Source organism: Streptomyces cinereospinus (genome assembly GCF_042430725.1).
GTDB classification, from domain to species: domain Bacteria; phylum Actinomycetota; class Actinomycetes; order Streptomycetales; family Streptomycetaceae; genus Streptomyces; species Streptomyces cinereospinus.
Window position 1 is genome coordinate 25,313 of sequence record NZ_JBHMCY010000056.1, and the last position, 25,936, is coordinate 51,248.

The 25,936-nt window shown below is 74.4% G+C and carries 27 protein-coding genes and 2 pseudogenes; 15 read left to right on the forward strand and 14 right to left on the reverse strand.

Annotation, left to right across the window (positions count from 1 at the left end; all coding sequences use genetic code 11):
• Positions 1-174: 174 nt before the first annotated feature.
• Positions 175-1,344 (forward strand): lactate 2-monooxygenase, encoded by a 1,170-nt coding sequence (locus tag ACFF45_RS25225; RefSeq protein ID WP_381348737.1) that lies wholly within the window; start codon positions 175-177, stop codon positions 1,342-1,344.
• 50 nt (positions 1,345-1,394) lie between these two features.
• Here the strand turns inward: ACFF45_RS25225 and ACFF45_RS25230 are convergent, their stop codons facing one another.
• From ACFF45_RS25230 to ACFF45_RS25245, 4 genes are all read right to left on the reverse strand, one after another.
• Complete coding sequence (locus tag ACFF45_RS25230; protein WP_381348738.1) at positions 1,395-3,008, reverse strand: RICIN domain-containing protein; 1,614 nt, start codon at positions 3,006-3,008, stop codon at positions 1,395-1,397.
• A 352-nt stretch (positions 3,009-3,360) separates the two neighbouring features.
• On the reverse strand, positions 3,361-3,738 hold the full coding sequence (locus ACFF45_RS25235; protein WP_381348739.1) for a toxin Doc: 378 nt from the start codon (positions 3,736-3,738) through the stop codon (positions 3,361-3,363).
• Between the two features lie 3 nt (positions 3,739-3,741).
• On the reverse strand, positions 3,742-3,987 hold the full coding sequence (locus ACFF45_RS25240) for a hypothetical protein (protein WP_381348740.1): 246 nt from the start codon (positions 3,985-3,987) through the stop codon (positions 3,742-3,744).
• Between the two features lie 128 nt (positions 3,988-4,115).
• Entirely contained in the window at positions 4,116-4,361 is a 246-nt protein-coding gene (locus ACFF45_RS25245; RefSeq protein ID WP_381348765.1) for a hypothetical protein, read from the reverse strand.
• A gap of 252 nt (positions 4,362-4,613) precedes the next feature.
• Between ACFF45_RS25245 and ACFF45_RS25250 the strand changes: the two genes are divergently transcribed.
• Positions 4,614-5,432: a phytanoyl-CoA dioxygenase family protein gene (locus ACFF45_RS25250; protein ID WP_381348741.1), complete on the forward strand. Its 819-nt coding sequence runs from the start codon at positions 4,614-4,616 to the stop codon at positions 5,430-5,432.
• Positions 5,433-5,487: 55 nt separating this feature from the next.
• On the opposite strand, the pseudogene ACFF45_RS25255 reads toward ACFF45_RS25250, so the two are convergent.
• Positions 5,488-5,716: pseudogene (locus tag ACFF45_RS25255) on the reverse strand (aldo/keto reductase); the annotation flags it as partial.
• Positions 5,717-5,860: 144 nt separating this feature from the next.
• On the reverse strand, positions 5,861-6,301 hold the full coding sequence (locus ACFF45_RS25260; protein ID WP_381348742.1) for a nuclear transport factor 2 family protein: 441 nt from the start codon (positions 6,299-6,301) through the stop codon (positions 5,861-5,863).
• 190 nt (positions 6,302-6,491) lie between these two features.
• Between ACFF45_RS25260 and ACFF45_RS25265 the strand changes: the two genes are divergently transcribed.
• A complete protein-coding gene (locus ACFF45_RS25265) occupies positions 6,492-6,983 on the forward strand; it encodes a nitroreductase family deazaflavin-dependent oxidoreductase (RefSeq protein ID WP_381348743.1) in 492 nt (163 codons plus the stop codon).
• 36 nt (positions 6,984-7,019) lie between these two features.
• Here ACFF45_RS25265 and ACFF45_RS25270 read toward each other — a convergent pair.
• Positions 7,020-7,941 (reverse strand): annotated as a pseudogene (locus ACFF45_RS25270) (cation diffusion facilitator family transporter); the annotation flags it as partial.
• Positions 7,942-8,230: 289 nt separating this feature from the next.
• On the opposite strand from ACFF45_RS25270, the gene ACFF45_RS25275 reads away from it, so the two are divergent.
• Both ACFF45_RS25275 and ACFF45_RS25280 read left to right on the forward strand, forming a co-directional pair.
• Positions 8,231-9,262 (forward strand): glutathione S-transferase family protein, encoded by a 1,032-nt coding sequence (locus ACFF45_RS25275; protein WP_381348744.1) that lies wholly within the window; start codon positions 8,231-8,233, stop codon positions 9,260-9,262.
• An 80-nt stretch (positions 9,263-9,342) separates the two neighbouring features.
• Positions 9,343-9,645, forward strand: a complete 303-nt coding sequence (locus ACFF45_RS25280; protein WP_381348745.1) for a DUF4235 domain-containing protein — start codon at positions 9,343-9,345, stop codon at positions 9,643-9,645.
• Positions 9,646-9,657: 12 nt separating this feature from the next.
• Here ACFF45_RS25280 and ACFF45_RS25285 read toward each other — a convergent pair whose 3' ends face one another.
• Positions 9,658-10,050 carry a VOC family protein gene (locus tag ACFF45_RS25285; protein ID WP_381348746.1) on the reverse strand — a complete coding sequence of 131 codons (393 nt, stop codon included), beginning with the start codon at positions 10,048-10,050 and terminating at the stop codon, positions 9,658-9,660.
• Positions 10,051-10,576: 526 nt separating this feature from the next.
• Entirely contained in the window at positions 10,577-11,524 is a 948-nt protein-coding gene (locus tag ACFF45_RS25290; RefSeq protein ID WP_381348747.1) for a GlxA family transcriptional regulator, read from the reverse strand.
• Between the two features lie 71 nt (positions 11,525-11,595).
• Between ACFF45_RS25290 and ACFF45_RS25295 the strand changes: the two genes are divergently transcribed.
• The 5 genes from ACFF45_RS25295 to ACFF45_RS25315 all read left to right on the forward strand — a co-directional run bounded on the left by ACFF45_RS25295 (position 11,596) and on the right by ACFF45_RS25315 (position 15,915).
• Positions 11,596-12,546 (forward strand): NADP-dependent oxidoreductase, encoded by a 951-nt coding sequence (locus ACFF45_RS25295; protein WP_381348748.1) that lies wholly within the window; start codon positions 11,596-11,598, stop codon positions 12,544-12,546.
• A gap of 180 nt (positions 12,547-12,726) precedes the next feature.
• Positions 12,727-13,101, forward strand: coding sequence for an anti-sigma factor antagonist (locus tag ACFF45_RS25300; RefSeq protein WP_381348749.1), 375 nt, complete (start codon positions 12,727-12,729; stop codon positions 13,099-13,101).
• A gap of 124 nt (positions 13,102-13,225) precedes the next feature.
• The gene (locus tag ACFF45_RS25305) at positions 13,226-13,888 is read left to right on the forward strand and encodes a DUF4230 domain-containing protein (protein WP_381348750.1); all 663 of its coding nucleotides are present in this window, start codon (positions 13,226-13,228) and stop codon (positions 13,886-13,888) included.
• A gap of 109 nt (positions 13,889-13,997) precedes the next feature.
• Entirely contained in the window at positions 13,998-14,546 is a 549-nt protein-coding gene (locus ACFF45_RS25310) for a VanZ family protein (RefSeq protein ID WP_381348751.1), read from the forward strand.
• Positions 14,547-14,679: 133 nt separating this feature from the next.
• A complete protein-coding gene (locus tag ACFF45_RS25315; RefSeq protein ID WP_381348752.1) occupies positions 14,680-15,915 on the forward strand; it encodes a lectin in 1,236 nt (411 codons plus the stop codon).
• Here ACFF45_RS25315 and ACFF45_RS25320 read toward each other — a convergent pair whose 3' ends face one another.
• Both ACFF45_RS25320 and ACFF45_RS25325 read right to left on the reverse strand, forming a co-directional pair.
• Positions 15,916-16,158, reverse strand: a complete 243-nt coding sequence (locus tag ACFF45_RS25320; protein WP_381348753.1) for a hypothetical protein — start codon at positions 16,156-16,158, stop codon at positions 15,916-15,918.
• A gap of 76 nt (positions 16,159-16,234) precedes the next feature.
• Positions 16,235-17,044: an SDR family oxidoreductase gene (locus ACFF45_RS25325; protein WP_381348754.1), complete on the reverse strand. Its 810-nt coding sequence runs from the start codon at positions 17,042-17,044 to the stop codon at positions 16,235-16,237.
• Between the two features lie 134 nt (positions 17,045-17,178).
• On the opposite strand from ACFF45_RS25325, the gene ACFF45_RS25330 reads away from it, so the two are divergent.
• The 3 genes from ACFF45_RS25330 (at position 17,179) to ACFF45_RS25340 (ending at position 20,395) form a co-directional block, all read left to right on the forward strand.
• Positions 17,179-18,213: a PHP domain-containing protein gene (locus tag ACFF45_RS25330; protein ID WP_381348755.1), complete on the forward strand. Its 1,035-nt coding sequence runs from the start codon at positions 17,179-17,181 to the stop codon at positions 18,211-18,213.
• 192 nt (positions 18,214-18,405) lie between these two features.
• Positions 18,406-19,068, forward strand: a complete 663-nt coding sequence (locus tag ACFF45_RS25335) for an HAD family hydrolase (protein WP_381348756.1) — start codon at positions 18,406-18,408, stop codon at positions 19,066-19,068.
• Positions 19,069-19,366: 298 nt separating this feature from the next.
• Positions 19,367-20,395, forward strand: coding sequence for an SDR family oxidoreductase (locus tag ACFF45_RS25340; protein WP_381348757.1), 1,029 nt, complete (start codon positions 19,367-19,369; stop codon positions 20,393-20,395).
• Positions 20,396-20,438: 43 nt separating this feature from the next.
• On the opposite strand, the gene ACFF45_RS25345 is transcribed toward ACFF45_RS25340, so the two are convergent.
• Complete coding sequence (locus ACFF45_RS25345) at positions 20,439-20,717, reverse strand: hypothetical protein (protein WP_381348758.1); 279 nt, start codon at positions 20,715-20,717, stop codon at positions 20,439-20,441.
• A gap of 150 nt (positions 20,718-20,867) precedes the next feature.
• Complete coding sequence (locus ACFF45_RS25350) at positions 20,868-22,154, reverse strand: ROK family transcriptional regulator (protein ID WP_381348759.1); 1,287 nt, start codon at positions 22,152-22,154, stop codon at positions 20,868-20,870.
• 436 nt (positions 22,155-22,590) lie between these two features.
• Between ACFF45_RS25350 and ACFF45_RS25355 the strand changes: the two genes are divergently transcribed.
• Positions 22,591-23,844, forward strand: coding sequence for an FUSC family protein (locus ACFF45_RS25355; RefSeq protein ID WP_381348760.1), 1,254 nt, complete (start codon positions 22,591-22,593; stop codon positions 23,842-23,844).
• A gap of 46 nt (positions 23,845-23,890) precedes the next feature.
• Positions 23,891-24,925, forward strand: coding sequence for a hypothetical protein (locus ACFF45_RS25360; protein WP_381348761.1), 1,035 nt, complete (start codon positions 23,891-23,893; stop codon positions 24,923-24,925).
• Between the two features lie 75 nt (positions 24,926-25,000).
• On the opposite strand, the gene ACFF45_RS25365 is transcribed toward ACFF45_RS25360, so the two are convergent.
• A complete protein-coding gene (locus ACFF45_RS25365) occupies positions 25,001-25,726 on the reverse strand; it encodes a DUF2470 domain-containing protein (RefSeq protein WP_381348762.1) in 726 nt (241 codons plus the stop codon).
• Positions 25,727-25,936 lie beyond the last annotated feature (210 nt).

Genomic DNA, 25,936 nt, shown 5'->3' on the forward strand with positions numbered 1-25,936 from the left:
CCGCAATCGGCCGGAAACATGTCGGATGCACCCCGGTCTCCGCCCGTCATGACCCGTGTACTCCCGCGCGAGCCGGCCGGCCGCGGTCACCGGTGGCCCGCTGGACGGATCCGCCCCTACTCGCCAGTATCGTCGGGACGGCGCGGCTCGACGGTGAGAGGCGGGGACCTGGCGGTGGCGAAGCACTGGGCCGACTTCCAGTACGAGATCTACCTGAACGGGATGACGGGGGCCGTGCCGCGGCTGCCCACCGACCTGACCCGGCTCGAGGAGCTCACCGAGCGGCGGCTCGGCCCCGGGCCCGTCGGCTATGTCGCGGGCGGCGCGGGCGACGGCAGTACGGCCCGGGCCAACCGGGCGGCGCTGCGGCGCCGCCGGATCGTGCCGCGGATGCTGCGCGACGTGCACGAGCGGGACCTGTCGGTGCGGGTGCTGGGCCGGACGCTGCCCGCGCCGGTGGCGCTGGCGCCGGTCGGGGTGCTGTCGATCATGCATCCGGACGCGGAGCCCGCCGCCGCCCGGGCCGCCGCCGCCCAGGGCGTGCCGTATGTGCTGTCCTCGGCGTCCAGCACACCGATCGAACAGGTCGCCGAGGCGATGGGCGACGCCGAGCGGTGGTTCCAGCTGTACTGGGCCAGGGACCGCGAGGTGACGCGGAGTTTCCTGAACCGGGCGCAGGCGTCCGGCTTCGGCGTCCTGGTCGTCACGCTGGACACCCCGCTGCTCGCCTGGCGGCCGCGCGACCTCGACCAGGCCTATCTGCCGTTCCTGCACGGGGTGGGCACCGCCAACTACTTCTCCGACCCGGCGTTCCGGGCGGGCCTCGCCAAGCCGGTGCACGAGGACCCGGACGCGGCGGTGACGCACTTCTTCGGGATGTTCGCCGACCCCGCCAGGACCTGGCCGGATCTGGCGTTCCTGCGGGAGAACTGGGACGGCCCGATCGTGCTGAAGGGCGTGCTGCACCCGGACGACGCCCGGCGGGCGGCCGACGCCGGGATGGACGGCGTGGTGGTGTCCAACCACGGCGGGCGCCAGGTGGCCGGCGCGGTGGCGGCGGCCGACGCGCTGCCCGGCGTGGTGGCGGCGGCCGGTGACCGGCTGACGGTGCTCTTCGACAGCGGGGTGCGCACCGGGGACGACGTCTTCAAGGCGCTCGCGCTCGGCGCGCGGGCCGTCCTGGTCGGCCGGCCGTACGTCTACGGTCTCGCGCTCGACGGCCAGGCGGGCGTGGAACACGTCATCCGCTGCCTGCTGGCCGAACTCGACCTGACCCTCGCCCTGTCCGGCCACGCCACGCCCGCGACCGCCGGCGCCGCCGACCTCGTGGAGGGGCCCGCCTGACGACCGCGCGGGGCGGCCCGCCCGCCACCGCCCCGCCTTGACGGTGACCGCTACGCCCCGCCGCCGAGGCCCGCCTGCCGTGCCGACGGGTCGACCGTCTCGGCGACCGACAGGGAGCCCGCGCCGGCCGGCCGCGGGTCGGTCAGCCACCGCTGGGCGTCGGATCCGTCGCGGACCTTGACCACCACGTCGGCTCCCGGGTCCCCGGTGGCGGGGCCGAGCGCGAGCCGCTCGTCCCAGCGGGGCAGCAACTCGCCCCGGACAGTGAGGTCGTAGCGCACGTCGTCGGCGCGCTCGTCCTGCTCCCCGGCGCAGGTGCCGAGGATGACGACCCCGGCGTCCGCGCGCGAGTCCAGGCACAGACCGGGATCGGCCCCACTGCGCAGCAGCCCGTCGTTCTCGTACGTCCACTGCTGCTCCGGCTCGGCGGAACACACCGCCAGTACGGCCCCGGTCCCGGCCGCGGGCTCGTCGCGGACGCCGAGGCACAGCCCGCCGGCGGCGTTGCGCAGTCGGGTCTGCCGTGGCGCGGCGGGGAGCTGGGCGGGGCCGGGGGGCGTCGCCGCGGCCGTGGGCCAGGACTGGGTGCCGGTGCCGGCGGCCGGCCCGGTGGGGTCGGTGGCGCCCGCGGGGTCGGTGTCGCCGTCGTAGGACGACAGGCTGGTGGCCAGGAGGGTGCCGAGCAGGGCGGCCGAGGCGATGCCGGCACCCGTGCGCAGCGCCCGGGAGGAGCGCCCGGTCAGTCCGGGGAGGCGGGCCAGGACGTCGTGGCGGGCCGCGCCGCGGGCGCGGGCGCGGCGGGCTCCGGCACGGGTGCGCGGCCGGTGCTGGGCGCGGCCGGGACGGGAGTCGAGATAGCGGCGGCTGCCCCAGCCCAGCACGGCCTCGGCGAGCAGGGTGCCCAGCCCGCCCTCGAAGTGGCTGAGCTGTTCGGCGGTGTCACGGCAGTGGCGGCACTCCGCGAGATGCCGTCGGACGTCCGGCTGCAGGGCGCCGCCCCGGCGGATCAGGACGTCGAGGAGGCGGTTGTGGTAACGGCAGTCCTTGGACGGGGCGAGTTCGTGATGGGCCCGTACCAGCGCCTCGCGGAATGCGTCCCGGGCCTGTTCCAGCAGGGCCGACGCGGTGCCGGTGTCGGTGCCGAGCAGACGGGCGGGGAAGGTGACCGGTTCCGCCTCGACCTCGGTGTGCCACAGCAGCGTGCGGGCCGCCGCGGGAAGGCGCTGGAATGCGTGCTGGGTCAGCCTGCGGTTTTCCGGCGTCATCGACGTGGCGGCGCGCATACCGCGCCCCCCGGCCGGTTTCTGCAACTCCGGCAGTGCCCCCGCTATTCGCTCCTCGGCGGACCACAGCCGGACGACGTCGCGCACGGTCACCAGCAGCCGCGGCCGCAGCGCCTCGCCCGGCTCGCCCAGGGTGAGACGGCCGAGGACCTGGTGGACGGCCGCCGAGGTGACCATGGCGGCGGTGCCCGCGGAGGAGGCGAGGCAGATCACCGCGTAGTCGTGCGCCGGCTGCCAGTGGCGGGCGATCAGCAGCGCCGTGGACCGGGCGACGTCGGCCTCCGGGGCCCCGGTCAGCCGGGCGGCGAGGGCGGCGTCGGACTCGCCCGGATCACCGCCGGGCGGCGGGCAAGGAGGGTGAGGGGGGTGGGCGGTGGGCACTGAGCGGATTCCTTCCCACGCAAGGTGACACAAGAGTGCTGGCCGTCAAAAAGGCGGGCCCGGTTGGTGCGTACCTTTTCCACGGGGCGCGAGGGGTGTGAATTGTGCGCGTGCGCCCGGCCATTCACCCCCCGCCGGAGAGCTCACCTTTGCACAGCTCACTCTGGACAAACAAGGCGCTTGAGTAACATCCGCGCCACCGGACCGCGCCACTGACAGATAGTTGAATTCAGTCGCAACTCACGCGCGCGGGTGAGCCATTCGATATTCGGGCGCCCGGGAAACTGTTCCGGCCGGACTCCGGTCGGGAGTCCGGCCGGCAGTCGGCTCGCGCGTCCGGCCGCCCGTGCGGTCAGATCTGCCAGGACCGCAGCCGGTCCGCCGCGCCGTAGACGTCCGTCCTGCCGTCGATCAGGTCGCGGGTGAGGTCCACCAGAGCGCCGTAGGGCGGATCGATGCCGACCCCGCTGACGAACATGTACGCCACGGCGGTCGCGCAGGCGAAGCGGGCGTTGGCCGAGGGCAGCGGCCGGAGCAGGGCGAGGGTGTGCAGCAGGGCGGCGGCCCGCCAGGCGGGATCGGAGTTCACGCCGAGGCGGGGCGGGTCGACGCGGTGCCGGGCGACGGCGGCGACCAGGGCGGAGAAGTCGTTGATCGTCGGCTGGTCCGGGAGGACCTCCTCGTGCCGCTGGAGCAGCCAGGGCACGTCGATGTGCAGGACGGGGGACATCACTCAGGCGACCCGTCCCTCGCCGCCCGCGGGCGGCTCGTCGTCGGGGAAGGCGGCCGCGAACTCGTCCGCGTGGGTGGCGAAGAACCGGCGGAAGGCCTCCGCACCCTCCTGCAGCGCCCGGTGCCGGGCGATGTCGGCCGCGGCCGCCTCCCGCACGAGGGCCTTCATCGACGTACCGCGCTCCTTGGCGATCTGCCGCAGGTCCTCCAGCTCGCGCTCACTGAACTCCACGTTGAGGGCTGGCATGCGCTCACGGTACCGCCAGGGTACTCGCTGGTAAATACAACCAGCTCAGAGGTGCCGGGAGACGGTACCGGAACGGACAGGAGGTGCTCAGAATGCGCGAGCGGCCCGTAGCGTGGAGCGCCCCCGGGTCACCTTCGGTCCGCCGGGCCGGCCGGGTTGGCCGGGTTGGCCGGGCCGGTCGGCGGAGGCCGGCCCTGGTCCGCCACGAAGGACGCCATGCGGGCCAGCGCCGCGTTCCAGTTGACGGTCGTCTCGTTGGTCGACCAGCACTGGATGTCGTCGACGTAGCAGAGCTGGCCCACGCAGCCGCGCAGTCTGCTCTGCGCGTAGGGATCCTGGCGATGGGAGCGCTCCCACACAGCGGACGCCGTCATGGTTGTGGGTGGAGTGACGCGGCGTCAACGGTGCGGACCGCGAGAGTGAAGCCCGCGTCACCCGAGTGGCCCAGCCGTGGCTCACCGGTGGACGGGCGGCCGTCCGCGCCGCGTGACCGACCGGCGAGGGGGCCCGCAGGCCGGGCGGGGTGGCCGCCCACCACGTGCGCTCAGGGCGTCGCCGGGCAGACGGGAACGGCCGGACAGGCCCTACCGTGGTGCACGGAGGACACCTCACCGAGGAGTGGACGCATGACAGCCACCGATATCGGCGCCACCGGTCGTCCCATCCTGACCCAGGAAGGGCTCGCCCGGTTCCACCGGGACGGGTTCACGGTCGTCCGCGGGCTGTTCGGGCACGACGAGATCGGCCGTCTGTGCGCGCGGTTCACCGCGCTGCACGCGGCCGGGCCCGTGCCGGGGCACTTCGAGCCACGGGAGGGCGGCGACCCGCTCGCCGCCCACCCGAGGGTGATGCACCCGCACGAGATCGACGACCTGGCGCGGCGGTTCCTGCTGGACGCGCGGCTGCGCGAGGTGCTGGAGGTGCTGCTCGGCGAGGAGGTGCTGGCCGCGCAGAGCATGTTCTACTTCAAGCCGCCGGGCGCGCGCGGGCAGGCGCTGCACCAGGACAACTTCTACCTGCGGGTCGAGCCCGGCACCTGCGTGGCGGCGTGGGTGGCCTGCGACGTCATCGACCGGGAGAACGGCGGTCTGGAGGTCGTGCCGGGCACGCACCGCATGGACGTCTTCTGCCCGGAGGAGGCCGACGCGTCGGTGTCCTTCGCGCGGGAGTACGTCCCGCCGCCGCCCGGTCTGACGCCCGTGCCGGTCGACATGCGGCCGGGTGACGTCCTGTTCTTCAACGGCAGCCTGGTGCACGGCTCCGGGCCGAACCGGGCGGCCGACCGCTTCCGCCGCTCCTTCATCGGCCACTACGTCGGCCGCTCCACCGAGCGCATCGGCGGCCACTACCGCACCCTGACGATGAGCGGCGACCGGGTGCCGCTGCCGGAGAGCGAGGGTGCGGGCCCGTGCGGCACGGAGTTCGACCCACCGGGCCCGCACTGACCGTCGGTGCCCCGCCACGGGCTGCGTCGGGGCCCCGCCACGGGGTGCGTCGGTGCCCGGGCCGCGTCCGGCCGTGCGCCTTAGTCGCGAGCACGCTCCCGTCCCGGCGAGGCGAAGTCCCGCAGCGCCCTGCCGACGATCTCCTCGCCGGTGCCGTCCGAGGTGACGTTCGCGGTGTCGAAGAAGGTGATCCCGGCCTCCACCGGCCGGCGGATCAGCGGCCGCGCCGCCTCCTCGTCCAGGGTCCGCTCGTGCACGCCCCGGTCGGGAAGGCCGTAGGTCATGCAGCCCGGACAGATGCGGGAGACGTCCAGGTCCGTCGAACCGAGCTGCACGTACTGCGTCGTGGCTGCTGCTGCCGTTGGCGCCGGGCCGGCAGCGAGCGTACGTCGTCGGGCGGGGGCCGGTGGCGGTGCGGCCGGACCGGCTCAGCCGGTGGCGAAGGCCCGGGCCACCGCCAGGCTGTCCTCGTACACGTGGTGGCGGGTGATCAGGCCGTCCTCCACGGTGAGGTGCAGGGCGAACCGGGCCCGGTAGGCGCGCCCGGTGGGGCGGGCCGTCCCGCGGATCTCGCCGAGCACGACGGCGTCGGCACCGTCCACGAGGACGCGCTCGATCCGGGTGTCCGCGGCGCCGGGGACGTGGTGGGCGGCCAACTCCCGGTAGTGGGCGGCCACGTCGCCGCGGGTGCCGCGCTGGCTGATCCACGGCGTGTCGGCGCGGCCGTGCTCGTCCTGCGGCCAGCTCAGCTTCCAGTCGGCGTGCGCGGCGTACAGCTCGGCGATCCGCTCGGGGTCGCCCTCGCCGATCCTGCGCAGCAGTTCCTCGATCACGGCGCGGGTGGCGGGGGCGGTCGCGGTCGGGGTCATGGCCCACTCCTTCGGCTGACGGGCTGGTGCGGCGTGCGCTGCCGACTCTGCCGCGAGCGGGCGGTTTCCGCGATGACCCGTCAGGTAATGGCGGGCGGCGGTGTGTCGGCCCGGGCGGATGCATCCCGGGTGCGCCAGTGTGGGGACACCGTGACGGCCGGCTTCGGCTCAGGACGACAGGACGGATGCCATGCCCCTCGAAGGTGAGTACGAACCCAGTCCGACGCAGTGGGTGCGTGAACAGGTGGAGCTGTACGAGAGTTCCGGCGGTACGCAGGGCACGACCCTGCTGGACACCGGGTTGCCGGTGGTGCTGCTGACCACTCGCGGCGCGCGCAGCGGCAAGATCCGCAAAACGCCGCTGATGCGGATCGAGCACGAGGGGCGGTACGCCGTCGTGGCGTCCCAGGGCGGGGCGCCCCGGCACCCGGTCTGGTACCACAACGTCAAGGCCGATCCGCACGTGGAGCTCCAGGACGGGCCCGTCAAGCGGGACATGACGGCCCGGGAGGCCGACGGCGCGGAGAAGGCCGAGTGGTGGGAGCGCGCCGTGGCGGCGTACCCGCCCTACGCCGACTACCAGAAGAAGACCGACCGCGAGATCCCGGTGTTCGTGCTGGAGCCCGCCGACACCGCCCAGGGGCGCGCGGAGCGCGCCGACGGGAATCGCTCCGGCTCGTGAGGCAAGAGGGCGCGGATGCCGGGCACCCGCGTGTCGGGCCCCGCCGCGTTCCCCCGTCGCGGCGGGGCTTTCAGCTGCCCTCCCGGGCGGGCCGGTCGGTGATGTCGAGGAAGATCTGGTCGGCCTGGGGCACGGTGCGCGCGATGGACCGCTTGATGCGTACGGCGACCTCCTCGACCCGCTCGCTGTCCAGGCCGGGAACCAGGTCGACCCGGGCGGCCACCAGCGCCGAGTCGATGCCGGTCTTCATGGTGAACAGCGCCTCCACGCTGTCGATCTCGGGCTGCGCCCGCAGCAGCGAACGGATCCTGCCGGTCGTCTCCGGTTCCGCGGCCTCGCCGATCAGCTGCGCGCGGGCGTCCTTGCCCAGGCGGTAGGCGACGTATACCAGCAGCGCGCCGATGGCGAGCGAGGCCGACGCCTCCCACACCACCTCGCCGGTGGCCATGTGCAGCGCCATGCCGGCGAGGGCGAGCATCACGCCGAGCACCGCGGTGCCGTCCTCGGCGACGACGGTGCGCAGGGCCGGGTCGCGCAGGCCCTCGGCGACGCCCTGGGCGCGCAGCTGGTGCAGGGCGCGGAGCAGGGACGCCCCCTCGGCGAGCAGGGCGATACCGAGGACGACCATCCCGGCCGCATAGCCGCCGAAGCTCTCCTCGGTGCCCCGGGTCAGCGCCTCGACGCCCTGGAAGAAGGAGAAGCAGCCGCCCATGACGAAGATCCCGACCGCCGCGAGCAGTGACCAGAAGAAGCGTTCCTTGCCGTAGCCGAAGGGATGCCGCCGGTCGGCGGGGCGGCGGCTGCGGCGCAGGGCGGCCAGCAGGAAGACCTCGTTGAGGCTGTCGGCCACGGAGTGCGCCGCCTCCGACAGCAGGGCGGGCGAGCCGGCGAGCACCCCGCCGATCGCCTTGGCGACCGCGATGACCAGGTTGGCCGCGAGCGCGACGAGCACGGTCACGCGGGTCTTGCGGTCCGCGTCGTCGGCCGCCCCGCCGCCGGCCGCGCCGGCTGTCCCCTCGGCCGTCCCGCCGGCCGTCCCGCGGCCGGTCGTGGGGTCGGTGCCGGTGTCCGGGGCCTTCCGGGTCCGCGCCCGCCGCCCGGCTCCGTCCTGCGCTGATGGTGTGGATGTCCCGCTCACCACCGCCGGTTGCCCCCGGTGGAGCGGATCACACCGTGCCGGGTTCACAAACCGGGGAACTCGGGGAACCCGGTCAGGGGCACTGCCCACCGCAGGGAGGAGAGAGGTCATGAGCGGCCAGGACCACGCGAAGGGAGACGGCAACAGCGCGTACGGCAGGAAGTCGTTCCAGCGGTCCCAGAGCCACTTCGCGGACCGGATCACGGCGGACGGCCGGGACGGCTGGCCGGTGGCGGCGCACCGTTACCGTCTGGTGGTCAGCCGTGCCTGTCCGTGGGCGAGCCGGGCGGTGATCTCGCGCCGGCTGCTGGGGCTGGAGGCGGCCGTGTCGATGGCCGTCGCCGACCCGGTCCAGGACGACCGCAGCTGGCGCTTCACCCTCGAACCGGACGGCCGCGACCCCGTCCTCGGCATCCGCTTCCTCAGCGAGGCGTACGACCGGCGGGAGACCGGCTACCCGGGCGGGGTCAGCGTGCCGGCCGTCGTCGACGTGCCCAGCGGCCGGCTGGTCACCAACGACTACCAGCGGATCACCCTGGACCTCGCCACCGAGTGGACCGCCCTGCACCGCGAGGGCGCGCCGGACCTGTATCCGGAGCCGCTGCGCGACGAGATCGACGAGGTGATGGCGGGCATCTACGCGGACGTCAACAACGGTGTCTACCGGGCCGGTTTCGCCACCGGCCAGGAGACGTACGAGGCCGCCTGCTCGGACGTCTTCCGGCGGCTGGAGCTGCTGGCCTCGCGGCTGGCCGGGCAGCGCTACCTGGTCGGCGACACGATCACCGAGGCGGACATCCGGCTGTTCACCACGCTGGTCCGGTTCGACGCGGTCTACCACGGCCATTTCAAGTGCAACCGGTGGAAGCTGACGGAGAACCCGGTGCTCTGGGCGTACGCCCGCGACCTGTTCCAGACCCCCGGGTTCGGCGACACCGTCGACTTCGACCACATCAAGCGGCACTACTACCAGGTGCACACCGGCATCAACCCGACCGGCATCGTGCCGCTCGGTCCCGATCTGCGGGGGTGGCTGACGCCGCATCACCGCCAGGAACTCGGCGGGCGCCCGTTCGGGGAGGGCACTCCGCCGGGGCCGGTGCGCCCGGGCGAGGAGGTCCCCGCGGCCGGGCGGCCCTGATCCCGCCGGAGACCGGCGCCGACGCCGGGCCCACGATTCGGTACCGCTACCGCCGGTACCTCACGGAAAAGGAGAAATAGGTGGCCAAGAAGAAGAAGCAGAAGCTCCCCCTCGCCTACCAGCCCGTCGGCTGGGCGCTGGGGTGGGCCGGCGGCTGGCTGGCCGGGCTCGCCTTCCGCAAGACGTGGATGGCGATCCGGCACGAGGAGGACGCGCCGGACGCGCTGGACCCGGACCGCGGCTGGGGCGAGATCCTGCTGGCCGCCGCGGTCCAGGGCGCCATCTTCGCCGCGGTGCGCAGCGCGGTGGACCGCGGTGGCGCGAAGGCCATCGAGCGCTCGACCGGCGTGTGGCCGGCGGGGCAGAAGGGCGGCCGGGACTGAGACCGGCCCCGCTCAGCCCTGCTTCGGCGCCGTGGGCAGGGCGCGGCGCAGGGTGAAGGAGTGACCCGCCGGGTCGGCGTAGCCCCGTTCCTCGAACGGCCCGGCGGAGTCCTTCGTGTCCACCGGGCGGCCGCCCAGCGAGACGATCCGGCGTTCGGCCTCGTCCAGGTCGGGCACCACGAACTCCAGGTGTGCCTGGAGGGAGTTCTCGGGGCGCGGCCAGCTCGGCGGCGTGGCGTTGACGTCGCGCCGGAAGGCCATGCGGGTGCCGTCGGGGCTCCTGATCTCCACGCGGTTGGCGGTCGCGTCGGTCTCCTCGGCCGCCATCAGCTCCTTGTAGAACACGGCGAGCTTCTCGGGCTCGGCGCAGTCGAGCACGATGACGCCCGCGGTCACCACTGACATGTCTCCTCCGAAGGGTCCAGGGGCACGGGACGGTCGTCCCGCCGCCCTGCCCTTGCGGATATCCCGGCCCGCCGGATTCAGGCGCCTCCCACCGGCGTGGGCAATCTGTCAACTGCGGTGTCCGCTGGGGGAGGTGGGAGTGTATGCAGCTCAAGTGCCGTGCGCGGTAACGGGGATCACGGATGCTCCGTCGTGTAGATCATTTATGCCGTGGGCGGCCTCGTACCGCTTCTCGGTCCGGCTTCCGGGCGCGGAAGCCCGGTGGGAGTGCGCGGCCGGCCGGGCCGGCCGGCCGCCGGCAGGGCGGGGGCTCCGCGCCACGTCTCCCGAAGGGAGGCGCATGCCTCACGACGTCCGTTTCGGCCTCCTCCTCGACACTCCCGTCAGCCGGCCTCTGGAGTACGCGCGTGAGCGCCATCTGCGCCGGGTGCGGGCGAAGGGGCTGGTGCGCAGCGAGGCCGGGTTCGGGGAGTACCCCCGGGATCTGCCCCGGTCCACAAGGTGGCGGGTCCCCCCGAGCGTTCGGTCAGCGCGTCCGCCGGAACGTACGGCGGTAGGCCTGCGGTGAGACGCCGATCGCGGCCTGCAGGTGCCGGCGCAGCGAGGCACCGGTGGCGAAGCCGACCTGGCCGGCGACGCGGTCGACGGAGAGGTCGCTGGACTCCAGCAGCAGCCGGGCGCGGGCGACGCGCTGCTGGATCAGCCAGCGGCCGGGGCTGACGCCCACCTCGTCGTGGAAGCGGCGGGCGAAGGTGCGCAGGCTCATCCGGGCGTGCCCGGCGAGGTCGGACAGGGTCAGCGGTTCACCGAGGCGTTCGAGGGCCCAGACGCGGGTGGCGGCGGTGGCGGCGGCCCCGGTCTCCGGCACGGGCCGCTCGACGTACTGGGCCTGCCCGCCGTCCCGGAACGGCGGCACCACGCAGCGCCGCGCGACGGTGTTGGCCAGCCGGCTGCCGTGGTCCTTGCGGATCAGGTGCAGGCAGACGTCGACGCCGGAGGCGGCTCCGGCGGAGGTCAGGACGGGGTCGTCGTCGACGAAGAGGACGTCCGGGTCGAGGTCGACCTGTGGGAACAGCTGCCGGAACCGGTCGGTGGCCTGCCAGTGCGTGGTCGCCCGGCGGCCGTCCAGGAGTCCGGCGGCGGCCAGCACGAAGGCGCCGGTGCAGATGGACACGGTCCGGGTGCCGGGCCGGATCAGGGCGAGCGCGGCCCGCACGTCGTCCGGCACGCCGGCCGTGAGGTGGGCCGGCGCGACCGGCGCGACCACCACCGTGCCGGCCGTGGCCAGGACCTGCGGGCCGTGCTCGACGGTGATCGAGAAGTCGGCCTCGGTACGTACCGGGCCGCCGTCGACGCTGCACGTCACCACCTCGTACCGGCCGTCGGCCGCGCCGAGGATCCGGCGCGGGATGCCCAGTTCGAAGGGGTAGACGCCGTCGAGGGCGAGCACCACGACCCGTTCCGCACGCTGCATGGCACGATCTTATCGAAGCATGGCAATCTTGCCATTTCCCGAGCGGGCGGCCCCGGGCAGGCTGGGTCACCATGAGCGATGTGACCACCATGCGAGCCATCCGGCAGAACGTCCTCGGCGGCCCCGAGGTCCTTGAGGAAGTGCGGGTCCCGCGGCCGGCCCCGCGGCCGAACGAGGTGCTGGTCCGGGTCCGGGCCGCCGGCGTCAACCCCACCGACTGGAAGCACCGCGCCACCGGCGGCTTCCTCGGTGAGCCGCCCTTCACCCTGGGGTGGGACGTGTCCGGCGTGGTCGAGCGGACCGGCATCGGCGTGGCCCTCTTCCGGCCCGGCGACGAGGTCTTCGGCATGCTGCCCTACCCCTTCGGCCACGGCTCGCACGCCGAGTACGTCACCGCCCCGGCCCGGGCCCTCGTCCTCAAGCCCGCCGGGATCGACCACACCCGGGCGGGCGCGCTGCCGCTGGTCTCGCTGACCGCGTGGCAGGCGCTGGTGGAGCGGGCCGGCCTGCGGCCGGGGCAGCGGGTGCTGATCCACGCCGCGGCCGGCGGCGTCGGTCACGTGGCGGTGCAGATCGCCAAGGCCCGCGGCGCGTACGTGATCGGCACGGCGAGCGCGGGCAAGCACGGCTTCCTGCGCGGGATCGGCGTGGACGAGCCGATCGACTACCGGACGACCGACTTCACCGAGGCCGTGCGCGACGTGGACGTGGTGCTCGACACCCTCGGCGGGGACCACTCCGTGCGGTCGCTGCGCGTCCTGCGTCCGGGCGGCATCGTGGTGTCGATCCTGCCGGTCGGCTCGGACGACTTCTTCGCGGAGGCCGAACGGCTCGGGGTACGGGCGATCCGGATGCTGGTCGACGCCGACCACCACGGCATGCGGGCCGTCGCCGGGCTGGTCGAGGAGGGCCGGCTGCGCGCGACGATCGCGGGGACGTTCCCGCTGGCCGAGGCCGCCAAGGCGCACGAGATCGGCGACGCCGGCCGGACCACGGGGAAGCTGGTGCTGCTGAACGACTGACCGGACACCACCGGCGCGCGCGGTCCTCGCCGTAACACTTCGCTCACGTCGCGAAGAAACGCGGTCGGATTTCGAAGACATATGTCAACCGAACATGCTGGAATGCTCCTCGTCGAGGTAACTCGCAGGGTAGGGGCCGCAGTTGCGGGCCCACCCGTACCCGATGGGAGATGAGGCGACGTGGAGCAGAACGCCGCGCCGCTCACCCGGCATCTGCGGATCCGCCGCGAACAGGGGCACACCGTCCTGGAGTTCCGCGGCGAGATCGACATCGCCGCGGCGGCGGAGATCCTGCCGCACCTGGACGAGGCGACCGCGCGGCCCGGCGCCCGGATCGTGCTCGACCTCGGCCCGGTCGAGTTCTTCGACTGCTCCGGGCTGCGGCTGCTGTACCGGGCGCGCAGCCGGGTGCTCGCCCACGACGGGCGGCTGCACCTGGTGTGCGCCCACCCCATGACCCTGCGCGTCCTGCGGGTCACCGGGCTGCACCGGCTGCTGCCGCCGCTGCCCACGGTGGACGCGGCCCTGCGGCAGTCCGGGACGCCCGCGCCCTGATCCGCGGCCGCCGGCGCGCCGCTCCGTCTCGCCGCCGCACCGGCGTCGGGCGTACATCCGTCGTCCGCGCGGTCTGGCGACGGATTCGGGGGGCATGGGGAGAGGAGAAAGGAGGACCGTCGCCATGACGACTTCCCCCAAGCGCCTCCCCGGGCGAGTGCCGGGCTGGGCGAAGGCGCTGAGCGCCGTCGTGCTGGTGCTCGTCGTGCTGTTCGCCGGGATCCGGCTGAGCGTGCTGCCGGGTCTGAAGGACCTGTTCGGCACGGAGACCCAGGACCGCTCCGGGCCGGCCCTGCTCAAGTCGATCCAGGACATCAGCCGTTACGACGCCGCCTCCGGCAACTTCCAGGTGGTCGTGGACCTGGAGAAGGACGCCAGGTACCTGCCCGACGCCGTCCGCGGCACCCGCACCCTGTACGTCGGGGCGGGCACCGTGGACGCCTACGTCGACCTCGGCAAGGTCGGTGAGGACGACGTCACGGTCGACGAGGACCGCACGTCCGCCACGCTGCGGCTGCCGCACGCGGCACTCGGCGAGCCGGCCCTCGACCCCGACCGCTCCTACGCCGTCTCCAAGCAGCGCGGCCTGCTCGACCGGCTCGGCGACCTGTTCTCCGACAACCCCAACGGCGAACAGGCCGTGCAGCAGCTCGCGGTGCGGCACATCCGGGACGCGGCGAAGGAGAGCGAGCTCACCGCGCGCGCCGAGGGCAACACCACCGACATGCTCGAAGGGCTGCTGGGCTCCCTCGGATTCAAGGAGGTACGCGTCACCTACGGCCCGTGATCCGAGGGTGGGGACGCCCGGCGGGGTGCGGCGGGCCGGGTGCCGCATCTCCGCCGCTCCCGCGGGTAACCGCGTTGGTGTCCAGGCAAGTTGAGGTTTGGAGGAGCGAGTGGCCCGCGCAGCCCTGCTGTCCCGCGTCCTGTCCCGCCCGCGGCTCGCCAAGGGGTCCGCCGGGCCGCCCGCCGAGGCCGCGCCGAGGAAGCGGCGTCCGCTGCTGCCCCTGCTCGGGCGGGCGGTGGCGATGGCGTGCGCCTTCGCCGTCATGGTGGCGTTCGCCGTGGTGCTGGCCCGGCTCACCCTGGAGCCCTCCCCCGCCTCGGAGCCGCTGACGCACAGCAACCTGCGTCCGGGCGACTCCCTGCGGGCCTATCTGGACCAGCCGCAACTGCGCGACGCCGTCAAGCAGATCGGCGGCAACCTGCTGCTCGGGGTGCCCTTCGGGGTGCTGGTGCCGGTGCTCGCGCCCCGGGCCCGGGGGGTCCTGAGGGTGCTGCTGCTCACCGCGGTCGTGATGCTGACGGTGGAGCTGGCGCAGGGGGCGATGGTCACGGGCCGCGCCTTCGACATCGACGACGTCATCCTGAACACGACCGGCGCGCTGGCCGGGTACCTGCTGGTGGGGCGCCGGCTCGGGCGGGCGGTGCACGCGCGGTCCTGAGGACCGCGAACCGCTGGTCCGGGCCAAGGTATTGACGCGCCCTTACCTCATCTCTTAAATCAAGGGGAATCCTTCACCCCCCACCTCAGTCGGCGCCCGTGTGCGCGCGGGACGCCGTACGGAAGGGAAGGCCGTGGCTTCCCCACGCATGCTCCGCAGATGTCTGCTCGGCGCGCTGTCCGCCGTGCTGCTCGCCTCGGCCGCCGTGGCCGCGCCCGCCCAGGCGGAACCGGCCGGCGTCCAGGCGGTGACGTTCTCCGACACCTTCGACGGCCCCGCCGGCGCGGCGGTCGACTCCTCGAAGTGGCAGACCGAGACCGGCGACAACGTCAACAACCACGAGCGGCAGTACTACACGTCCGGCAATCGCAACGCCGCCCTGGACGGGCAGGGCCATCTGGTGATCACCGCCCGGCGCGAGAACCCGTCGAACTACCAGTGCTGGTACGGCCGGTGCGAGTACACCTCGGCGCGGCTGAACACCGCCGGGAGGTTCACCGCGCAGTACGGGCACGTCGAGGCCCGGATGAGGATCCCGCGCGGACAGGGCATGTGGCCGGCGTTCTGGATGCTCGGCCACGACCTGGGACAGGTCGGCTGGCCCAACTCGGGCGAGATCGACATCATGGAGAACGTCGGCTTCGAACCCTCCACCGTGCACGGCACGATCCACGGCCCGGGCTACTCCGGCTCGGGCGGCATCGGCGCGGGCTACACCCTGCCCAACGGGCAGGCCTTCGCGGACGGCTTCCACACCTTCGCGGTCGACTGGGCACCGGACTCGATCACCTGGTCCGTGGACGGCACCGTGTACCAGCGCCGCACCCCCGCCGACCTGGGCGGGCGGGCCTGGGTGTTCAACAAGCCGTTCTTCCTGATCCTGAACCTCGCGGTCGGCGGCTACTGGCCCGGCGACCCGGACGGCTCCACCGTCTTCCCGCAGCAGCTGGTGGTGGACCACGTGTCGGTGACCACGAGCGACACGGGGACCGGCGGGGCGATCCGAGGGCTGGCCGGCAAGTGCGTGGACGTCGCCGGGGCGAACGCCGCCAACGGCACCCCCGTCCAGCTCTACGACTGCAACGGGACCGCCGCCCAGCGCTGGAGCGTGGGCGCGGACGGCACGATCCGGGCACTCGGCAAGTGCCTGGACGTCGCGGGCGGCGGCACGGCCGACGGCACGGCCGTCCAGCTGTGGGACTGCAACGGCACCGCCGCCCAGCGATGGGTGGTCACGTCGGCGCGGGACATCGTCAACCCCCAGGCCGACAAGTGCCTGGACGTCACCGGCAACTCCTCGGCCAACGGCACCCGGCTGCAGATCTGGACCTGCACCGGCGGCGCCAACCAGAAGTGGACCGTCGGCTGATCACCGCCGGCGCGGGGTCCAGGTGAACTTGTCGCCGCCGACCCAGCGGACCACGTCCGGGTCGTCCAGATCGTGGACCGTGATGCCGAAGGCGGCGGCGGTCTCCAGGACGTCGGTCACGGCCCGCGCCGCACCGACCACCTCGCCGTCGATCTCCATGATGCGGAACGGCGGACTGCCGGGCTGGACGCCGAGCACCATGATCCGCGGATGGGAGATGTAGGGGCTCGCGATTTCGGTCATGACATAGAGCGTAGAGCGGATCCGGCCGGCACGGCCCCCGCGGCGGCCGGGGCGGCGCCCAGGAGCTCACCGGGGCTCAGGGGCGCCGCCAGTCGTCCGCGGTCAGGTGGGAGCCGGCCTGCGGACCCATCCGGAGCATGCCGCCGTCGACGGTCCAGGAGGCGCCGGTGACGTACGAGGCGTCGGGGCCGGCGAGGAAGGCGATCACGGCGGCGACCTCCCGCGCGTCGCCCGGCCGCCCCAGCGGCACGCCGGGGCGGCGCTCGGTGCGCACGTCCGTGTCCTCCTGGCCGGTCATGGGCGTGGCGATCTCGCCGGGCGCGACGGCGTTGACGGTGATGCCGTGCTCGGCCAGTTCCAGCGCCATGACCTGGGTGAGCAGGCCGAGTCCGCCCTTGGCGGCGCAGTACGGCGCGGCGCCCACCCGGGGCTGGTGCTCGTGCACGGACGTCACGTTGACGATCCGGCCGCCGTCTCCCTGGCGGATCATCCGCCGCGCCGCCCGCTGCCCGCACAGGAACGGGCCGACGAGGTCGACGTCGAGGACCTCGCGCACCGTGGCGAGCTCCAGGTCGAGGAAGGGGGTGGCCGTGCCCGTCCCGGCGTTGTTGACCAGCACGTCCAGCCGGCCGAGCCGCTCGCACAGCTCGTCGACCGTGTCGGCGGCGTCGGGCAGCCGGGTGAGGTCCATCCGGGCGACGGCCGCCCGCCGCCCCTTGGCCCGCACCTCCTCGGCGGTCTCCTCGGCACCCTTCTCGTCGCTGTGCCAGGTGATGCCGACGTCGAGCCCGGCCTCGGCCAGCCGGACGGCGGTGGCGCGTCCGATGCCCGAGTCGGCGCCGGTGATCAGGGCGACCTTGGGGTGGGGTTCGGTGGGGGCGGTCATGAAGGCCTCCGGCGGGACGACGGACGGAACGAGGCATCGCAGTACCCCGGCGCGTATCGGACAAACGGCCCTGCGTGGCCGTGCGGCTCCCCGGGGACCGGGGAACCCTGGAGGGTGACCCGCAGGAGGTGGCGATGGAACCCGTCGACGCGCTGGACCGGATCGCGTTCCTGCTGGAGCGGTCGCTGGCTCCGGCCTACCGCGTCCGCGCCTTCCGCACCGCCGCCCGCGTGGTGGCCGCGCTGCCCGTCGACGAGCTGCGGGCGCGGGCGGACGCGGGGTCGCTGGAGTCCCTCAAGGGCATCGGCCCGAAGACCGCGCAGGTGGTGCGGGAGGCACTGGCCGGGCGGGTGCCGGGCTACCTCGCCCAGCTGGAGCACGAGGCCGGGCCGCAGCGGCCGGTCCAGGGCGGCGAGCGGCTGCGGGCGCGGCTGCGCGGGGACTGTCACGTGCACTCCGACTGGTCGGACGGCGGCAGCCCGATCGACGAGATGGGCCGGGCCGCCGCGGCGCTCGGCCACGAGTGGACGGCGCTCACCGACCACTCCCCCAGGCTGACGGTGGCCCGCGGGCTGTCGGCCGAGCGGCTGCGCGAGCAACTGGACGTGGTGGCCGCCCTCAACGCGGCCTGGGCGCCGTTCCGCCTGCTCACCGGCATCGAGTGCGACATCCTGGAGGACGGCTCGCTGGACCAGGACCCGAAACTGCTCGGCCGGCTGGACGTGGTGGTGGTGTCCGTGCACTCCAAGCTGCGCATGGACGCCCGCTCGATGACCCGCCGCATGGTGCGGGCCGTCCGCGATCCGCACGCCGACGTCCTTGGGCACTGCACCGGGCGGCTGGTGACCGGGCGGGGGCGGCCGGAGTCGGAGTTCGACGCGGACGAGGTGTTCGCCGCCTGCGCCGAGTCGGGCACGGCCGTGGAGATCAACAGCCGCCCCGAGCGGCTCGATCCGCCCCGCCGGCTGCTGCGCCGGGCGGTGGCGGCGGGCGTGCTGTTCTCGATCGACACCGACGCGCACGCGCCGGGCCAGCTGGACTGGCAGATCAACGGCTGTGCCCGCGCTGAGGAGTGCGGGGTACCGGCGGAGCGGGTCGTGACCACCTGGTCGGCCGACGAACTGCTGGCCTGGACCCGGGAGGGGCGGGTGCCGGCCGGGGCGGCATGAGGCCACGGGCCCCGCTTGGCGGGCCGCTCGCGTGGTACTCGTGCGACGGACGAGGCCGGACGAGGCCGGACGAGGCCGGACGAGAACGGACGAGAACGGACGAGGCCTGACGAGAACAGACGGGAACCGGCAGGACGGACCGGGACTGCCGGGGACTGCCGGGACTGACCGAAGGGGAGTGGAAGGACCACCATGGATCGCGCCGCCGTGTTCGACGTCGACGGAACGCTGGTCGACACCAACCACCTGCATGTCGTGACCTGGTGGGAGGCGTTCCGGCAGGCGGGCCACCACGTCCCGATGCACGCCGTGCACCGGGCGGTGGGCCTGGCGTCGTCGGACCTGATCGCGCACCTGCTCGGCGACGACCGGGACCCGGAGCGGGACGACGAGCTGAGCACCGCCCACAAGGTCCTCTACGGGCAGTACTTCGACCGGCTGCGCGCGCTGCCGGAGGCCGGCCGGCTGCTGCGCCGGCTGCACCGGGACGGCTGGAGCGTGGTGCTCGCGACCTCGGCGGGCGGCGCCGAGCTGACCGCGCTGCGCCGGGCGCTCGACGCCGACGAGGTGATCACGGCGACGGCCGGCGCCGACGACGTCGAGGAGGGCAAGCCCGCCCCGGAACCCGTCGAGCACGCCCTGGAACGCGCCGGGGTGCCCGCCGAGCGGGCGGTGTTCGTCGGCGACACCGTGTGGGACATGCGGGCCGGAAGCCGGGCCGGGGTGCGGTGCGTGGGCGTGCTGTGCGGCGGGATCCCGCGGGCCGACCTGGAGGACGCCGGGGCGGACGCCGTCTACGACGACCCCGCTCATCTGCTGGCGTCCCTGCCCGAACTGGGCGGCGCCGCGAGGTGACGGAGGTCACGCCGGCGGGGCGGCACCGGGTGGAACACGCCAGGACGGTCGCCCGTTGGACCAGCCGCGGGTGCGGATGGGACAGTGTCCCCGGGCCTCACTTCCCGCCCACAGGGACGATCGTTCGGCTGAAGCCCTGTGGAGCCTTTCGCCGCGAGGCGACCGCCATCCGCGCCCGCCTTCGTACAAGCCCCGACCGGCCTCCCCCGTCCGGTCGGGGCTTTCTCGTGCGTGCGCCCGGCCGCGGCCGGGTACTCGGTGCCCTTCACCGGACGAGTCCGCCCGAGAGGAGCCGAACGTGAACAGCGCAGTGGGCAGCAGGATCGTGGTCACGGGCGCCACCGGCAACGTGGGCACCAGCGTGGTGCGCCTCCTGTCCGAGGATCCGGGGGTCGGGATGGTCCGGGGCCTGGCGCGCCGGCTGCCCGAGTGGTCGCCGCCGAAGACCGAGTGGGCGGCGGTCGACGTGGCGTCCGAACAGTCCGACCTGGTCAAGGAGTTCCTCGGCGCGGACGCCGTGATCCATCTGGCCTGGGCCTTCCAGCCGACGCACGACCCGGCCACGACCTGGCGCACCAACGTGCTGGGCGGTATCCGGGTGTTCGACGCGGTCGCCTCCGCGGGCGTGCCCACCCTCGTGCACGCGTCCTCGGTGGGCGCGTACTCGCCGGGGCCCAAGGACCGGACCGTCGACGAGTCCTGGCCGACGCACGGCTGGCCGGACGCCGCGTACTGCCGGGAGAAGGCCTATCTGGAGCGCACCCTCGACACCTTCGAGCGCGACCACCCCGGCGTCCGGGTGGTGCGGATGCGGCCCGCTTTCCTGTTCAAGCGGGAGTCGGCGAGCGAGCAGCGGCGCATCTTCGGCGGCAAGTTCCTGCCGGGGCCGCTGGCCCGTCCCGATCTGCTGCCCGTGCTGCCGGACATCCCGGGTCTGCGGGTGCAGGCGCTGCACACCGACGACGCGGCCAGGGCGTACCAGCTGGCGGTGGACTCGGACGTGCGGGGGGCCTTCAACCTCGCGGCCGACCCCCCGGTCGACGCGCGGCTGCTGGCCGGACTGCTCGGCAGCCGTCCGGTACGGCTGCCCCGCGGCGCGGCCCGCTCGGCGATCGCCGCCGCGTGGGGGCTGCACCTGCTGCCCGCCTCCCCGCACCTCTTCGACGCCGTGCTGCGGCTGCCGCTGATGGACTGTACCCGCGCGCACACGGAGCTGGGCTGGCGGCCGACGCGCACGGCCCCCGAGGTGATCGAGGAGTTCCTGCACGGGATGCAGCAGGGTGCGGGGGCGCGGACGGAGCCGATGCGGGGCCGGAAGGTGGGCTGAGCGCCCTCCCCCCCGGCCGGGTCGTATGTCGGCCGGGGGTCCGTCAGTCGGGTGATTCGTCGGGTGCGGGCTGCTCGGGGTGGACCGCGGCCGACTGCCCGGCACCCTGCCGGCCGGTGCCCGCCTCGTCCACGTCGGGGACGTCGGCGGTCTCGTCCCGCGCGCCGTCTCCGGCGTCCTCGGCGTCCTCGGCGGCGCGGTCCGGCCCGGCCGACGACACCTCCCAGGGGTCCTCCCCGCCCGGGTCGGCCTGCTGGTCCGGCAGGTCGCGCGGTACGGGGTCGGGGTTGCGGCCCGGTTCCTCATGGCGGTGGTCGGTCACGACGTACTCCTTCTCTGGCGTCCGGGACTCACGCGAGTACCGCCGCGGACGGCGGCGAAACCGCACGTCGCGCCAGCCGCCCGGCCGGCACGGCACGCGTTCCCGGCCGGCACGGCACGCGTTCCCGGTCAGTGCGGCGCGCGTTCCCGGTCAGTGCGGCGCGCGTTCCCGCAGGGCCGCGCGCCAGGCCGGCGGCGGTCCCTGCGGCGCGGGCTCCGGACGACGGCCGCCGCGGGCGAAGAAGTCGGCCAGCGGCAGGATCGCCGCGCCGACGGTGACCGCGTCGGGCCCGAGCCGGCCCAGCTCGATGGTGACCTTCTCGGCCGGATGCCGCAGGGCGTACGCCACCGCGTGCCGGCGCACGGCGGGCAGGAACCCGGCGCCGAGCTGGAGTCCGGCCCAGCCGCCGATGAGGATGCGCTCCGGCTGGAAGAGGTTGATCAGGTCGGACAGGCCCGCGCCCAGGTACTCCGCGGTCTCCTCCAGCACGGCCAGCGCCGCCGGGTCGGCCGCGCCCCCGGACGGATAGGCGGCGGCCAGCAGGGCGGTGAGCGCGGTCTCCTCGTCGGTGCCCTCGGGCAGGTGCCCGCCCTCCTCGCGCCAGCGCTCCAGCAGCGACTCGGCGCCCGCGTAGGCCTCCAGGCAGCCGAGCGCCCCGCACCGGCAGCGGCGGCCCCTGACCCGTACCGTCAGATGCCCCCACTCGACGGCGCGCCCGTGGTCCACCTCGGGGGTGACCAGGCAGGCGCCGACGCCGGAGCCGAACAGGACGACCGCCGCGTTGCGGGCCCCGCGGCCGCCGCCGAACCACATCTCGGCCTGGCCGAGCGTCTTGGCGCCGTTGTCGATGAAGTACGGGGCGCTCTCGGGGAGCCGGGAGGTGGAGCGGAGCAGCTCCTCCAGCGGGACCGCGTCCCAGCCGATCGTCTGGCCGTGCACGACGGCGCCCCGGTCCGGGGTGCGCTCGACGATGCCGGGGACACCGATGCCGACCCCGAGCAGCTGCCCGGGGGCCACGTCCGCGGCGGCGAGCACCTCGGCGACGCCGTCGCGGACGTGGCCGACGATCACCTCGACGTCGTACCGCTGCTGCTCCAGCGGCCGTTCGGTGCGGGCGAGTTCGGTGAGGGCGAGGTCGAACAGCTCGATGCGCACGCGCGTCTCGCCGACGTCGACGCCGATCATGTGGCCGCTGCCGGGGGCCACCCGCAGCAGCGTGCGCGGGCGCCCGCCGTCGGAGTCGACGCTGCCCGCCTCCTCCACCAGCCCGTCGGCGACCAGGTCGGCCACCACGTTGCTGACCGACCCCGAGCTGAGGCCGGTCGCCGGGCCCAGCTCGAAACGGCTGAGCGGGCCGTCGAAGTAGAGCCGTTGCAGCACGGCCGTCCGGTTGGCCCGCCTGAGGTCACGCACCGTGCGCCCGTTCCGCCCCGCCATGTGGCTCCTTCCGAACCCTGCCCGGCCGGCGACGTAGTCGGCCGGAGCACCGAGGGGGATATTACTCCAACCCTTAATTCAGGCCCTGAGCTAAGCGGGGCGGGGCTCGGGGTGCCCCTCGCCGGCGCCCGGCCGGCGGCGTACGCGTCCCCGACGGGCCGCCCGTCCGCGGCCGGCGCGTCGAGCCACGCGGCGGCCCGGCGCCCGCGCCCGGGATGCTGCTCCCGGTAAAGGGTACGGAACGCCTCGCGCACGCCGCCTGACCTCCGGGCCGGCGGCGACGGTCCGGAGGTCAGGCGGGACCGCGACGATCACTGGCCGGATCCGGCGCGGACCTTCGGGCAGACTTCCAGGGATGTTCCGCCACAAGACGGTCGATACCCCCCGGCGATGTCGAGACGTTCGATGGCCCAGGTGACGGGGAACAGGCCAAGGGATGATAGGTCAACGAGACTGGTCGGCCGACCGTGCCCGGCTGACGAAGTGGCGCCGTGACCCGGTGGTCGTCCAGACGCTGCGCTCGACGGTCGCGGCAACCGTCGCGTACGTCATCGCGCTGCGCCTGAGCCCCGAGGCCGCGCCGCTCACCGCCCCCCTGACCGCGCTCCTGGTCGTCCAGGTCACCCTGTTCGCCACGCTCACCAACGGCATCCGCCGGGTGAACTCCGTGGTGGCCGGCGTCCTGGTCGCCATCGCCTTCAGCCTGCTGGTCGGCCTGACCTGGTGGAGCCTGGCCCTGCTGATCGTGGCCGCGCTGGCCGTCGGCCATCTGGTGCGGGTCGACGAGTACGTACCCGAGGTGGCGATCAGCGCGATGCTGGTGCTCGGCGTCACCACCGTCGGGGACACCGCCTGGGCGCGGATCGTGGAGACGCTGATCGGCGCGGTCGTCGGGCTCTCCTGCAATCTGCTGCTGGCGCCGCCCGTGTGGGTGGGCGAGGCCGGCGAGTCGATCGAGGGGCTGGCCCGCCGGATGCGGCAGTTGATGCTGCGGGTCGGCGAGGAGGCCGGAGGCCGCACCCCCGTCGAGCACGCGGCCGAGCGGCTGCACGAGGCACGCCGGCTCGACCACGACATCGTGCGGGTGGACGCGGCGCTGCGGCAGGCCGAGGACAGTCTGCGGTTCAACCCGCGGGTCCGGGAAGGGCTGCTGAACCGGGTGGTGCTGCGGACGGGACTCGACACGCTGGAGATCTGCACGGTGGTGCTGCGCGTCCTCGCGCGCACCCTCACGGACCTGGCGAAGGAGCGGGACCCGGAGCCGCTCTTCGCGGGCGATTCCGGATCGGTCGTGGAGCAGCTGCTGTCCCAGATCGGCGACGCGGTGGTCAGTTTCGCGGTGCTGGTCACCACCAGCGTCAGCGCCAGCGCCGAGTCGGCCGAGGACCGGCTGGCCGCCGAGCTGCACGGGGCCGCGGCCACCCGCGACAAGCTGGCCCAGCTCCTGCTGGACGAGGTCCGGCGCAACGCGCGCGAGTGGCAGCTGTACGGCGCCGTGCTCACCGAGGTCAACCGCATCCTCGACGAGCTGGACACCGAGCACCGCACCCGCCGGCTGCTGGAGGAGCTGGACCGCCACACGCGTGAGCAGCGCGAACGCAGGCCGCGGCTGACCCGGCTGCGTGAACGCCTGGGCGTCCAGGAGCAGCTGTGGCGGAACCGGACGGGGGCCGGCGAGCGTTCTTGGTGACGGAGCGCCGGGACCGGACCGGCACCGGTGGCGAGGGGGCGGGCGGATGAGCGGCACCACGGTGCGCGTCGACGGGAACACACTGCGACTGCCGGGCGGGGTGGCGGTGCGGTTCGTCCGGACGCTGCGGCTGCCGGAGACCGGCACGCACGCGCTGCCGCCGGGGCTCGGCGAGTTCCCGGTGCGCCGCGTCGCCGACTACCCGGACACGGTTCCCGCGCGGTGGCGGGCGCGCGGCGGCGTGATGCTGCCGGTGTACCTGCGCGAGGCGATGTGGCTCAGCTTCGCCGGGTCGAGCGAGCCCGCGGCCCTCCAGGTCGGCGTGGGCAAGGTGTGCGCGGTCTCCGGCCGGCCGTGGAGCGACCGGCTCGCCCGCGATCCGCAGAACTACGTGGTGCTGCCGCGCCAGCCCTGGCTGGACGGGATCAACTCCGGCGAGGGCACCGTCCGGCAGTTCGTGGCGGTGCCGCTGGGCCTCGGCGCGACCGTGGAGGGGCAGGTCACGGGCGAGGAGGTGTGGGGCGGGGTACAGCTGCAGTCGTTCCCGCTGGACGACGCGGCGCTCGCCGCCTGGCGCGCGGAGCAGCGGCGCAGGGCGGAGCGGGCGCGGGCGGTGCCTCCCGCCCCCGGCGGCTACGCGGCCGCGCCCGCCCCGATGGCGGCGCCCGCGGCGACGGCCGGGGGTCCGCCCCGGGCGGCCGCCGCGATGGGGCTCGGCGTCGGCGGCTCGATGCGCCAGGAGGTCTACCGGGACGACCGGCCGCTCGGCGACTGGGCGCGGCGGCCCGCGGGGCGGGTCTTCGTCCACCTGGTGACGCCGCCGGAGTGGCGCCGGATCACCGGCGAGGCGCCCCCGCCGTCGCCGGTGGACCGCGCGGCCTACACCCGCGCGGGACTGCCCTGGTTCGACTACTACGACCAGGACGCGGAGGACCTCGCCGCCCCGGACACGCTCTCGGCGGTCAAGCCTGTCGGCGACTGGCTCGGCGACGACCACGAGCCCTGGCAGGAGCCCGCGCCGCACCAGGTGAAGCCGCTCGGCGACGCGCCGGGGCAGCCGGTGGCGGACGGCGACTGGTAGCCCGGAGCCGAGGGTCGCGTCCGGCGCACCGCCCGGTGCCGCGCTTGCTCTCGGCGGGCGGTCCGCGCGTTCGCCTCACCCGTCGCGGTCTGGGCGCTGCCGCTGCCGGGCTCGGGGGCAGGCGGCGGCGTTCGCCTGCGCGAGCAGCGCGTGCATGCGTTCGGTGAGCTGGGCGACCCCGTCGGCGGGCGTGTGGAAGGGCAGTCGTACGTCGCCGTGGGCGCGGCGGCGTTCGACACGCAGCGTCAGTCCGTGGCGGTCGACGGCGAGCGGCCGGACCCGGACCACGCCGTACAGGCTGCCCGGTTCGACGAGCCGGGTGAGCCGCTCGACCGCGTCGGGATGGGCCTCGGCCAGGTGGGTCAGCAGCCGTGCCTCGGCGGTGGCCAGCGGGTCGGGCGCGGCGGCGGCGAACTGGTCCGGGTCGATCACCACGGCACCGGACGGGCGGCGCAGCACGACGCGGGTGGCGTGCAGGGCGAGGTGGCCCTCCTCGACGGTGAACCAGCCGGCCAGCCAGAGGCGGACCCGGATGCGGTCGCGCATCGGGACGGGGGCGACGTCGGCGAACTCCAGGACGGCGGAGGGTTCGCCGCGGGGGGCGCAGAGGGCGGCCGCGAGCAGGGCGCTGTCGTCCGGCACGTGCAGCAGGACCCGGCCGTCCTCCGTCACGGTGTGCGCGCCGACCAGGTCCTCGCGCACGCCCTCCGCGGTCACCGCGCACGACCACGCGGTGACGAGCACCGACCGGGCTTGTTCCGCCGCGGCGGGCGCGGCCGTCCGGGCTTGGCTGTCACCCATCCCCGCTCCTCCTCATAAGGTAAGGCTCACCTAACTTACCGAAGATCCGGGCGCACGCCAACCACGTCGGCGCAGACGGGCCGATCCGTGTCCCAGCGGGTGAACAGCTCGAAGGCCGCGACGGGGCGGCCCCCGAACCGCTCCCCCGTGCTAGCGCCAAGGCCGTGAAGTTTGCGGTGGGGTGGGGTCGTCAAGTGGGTGAGACGAGCA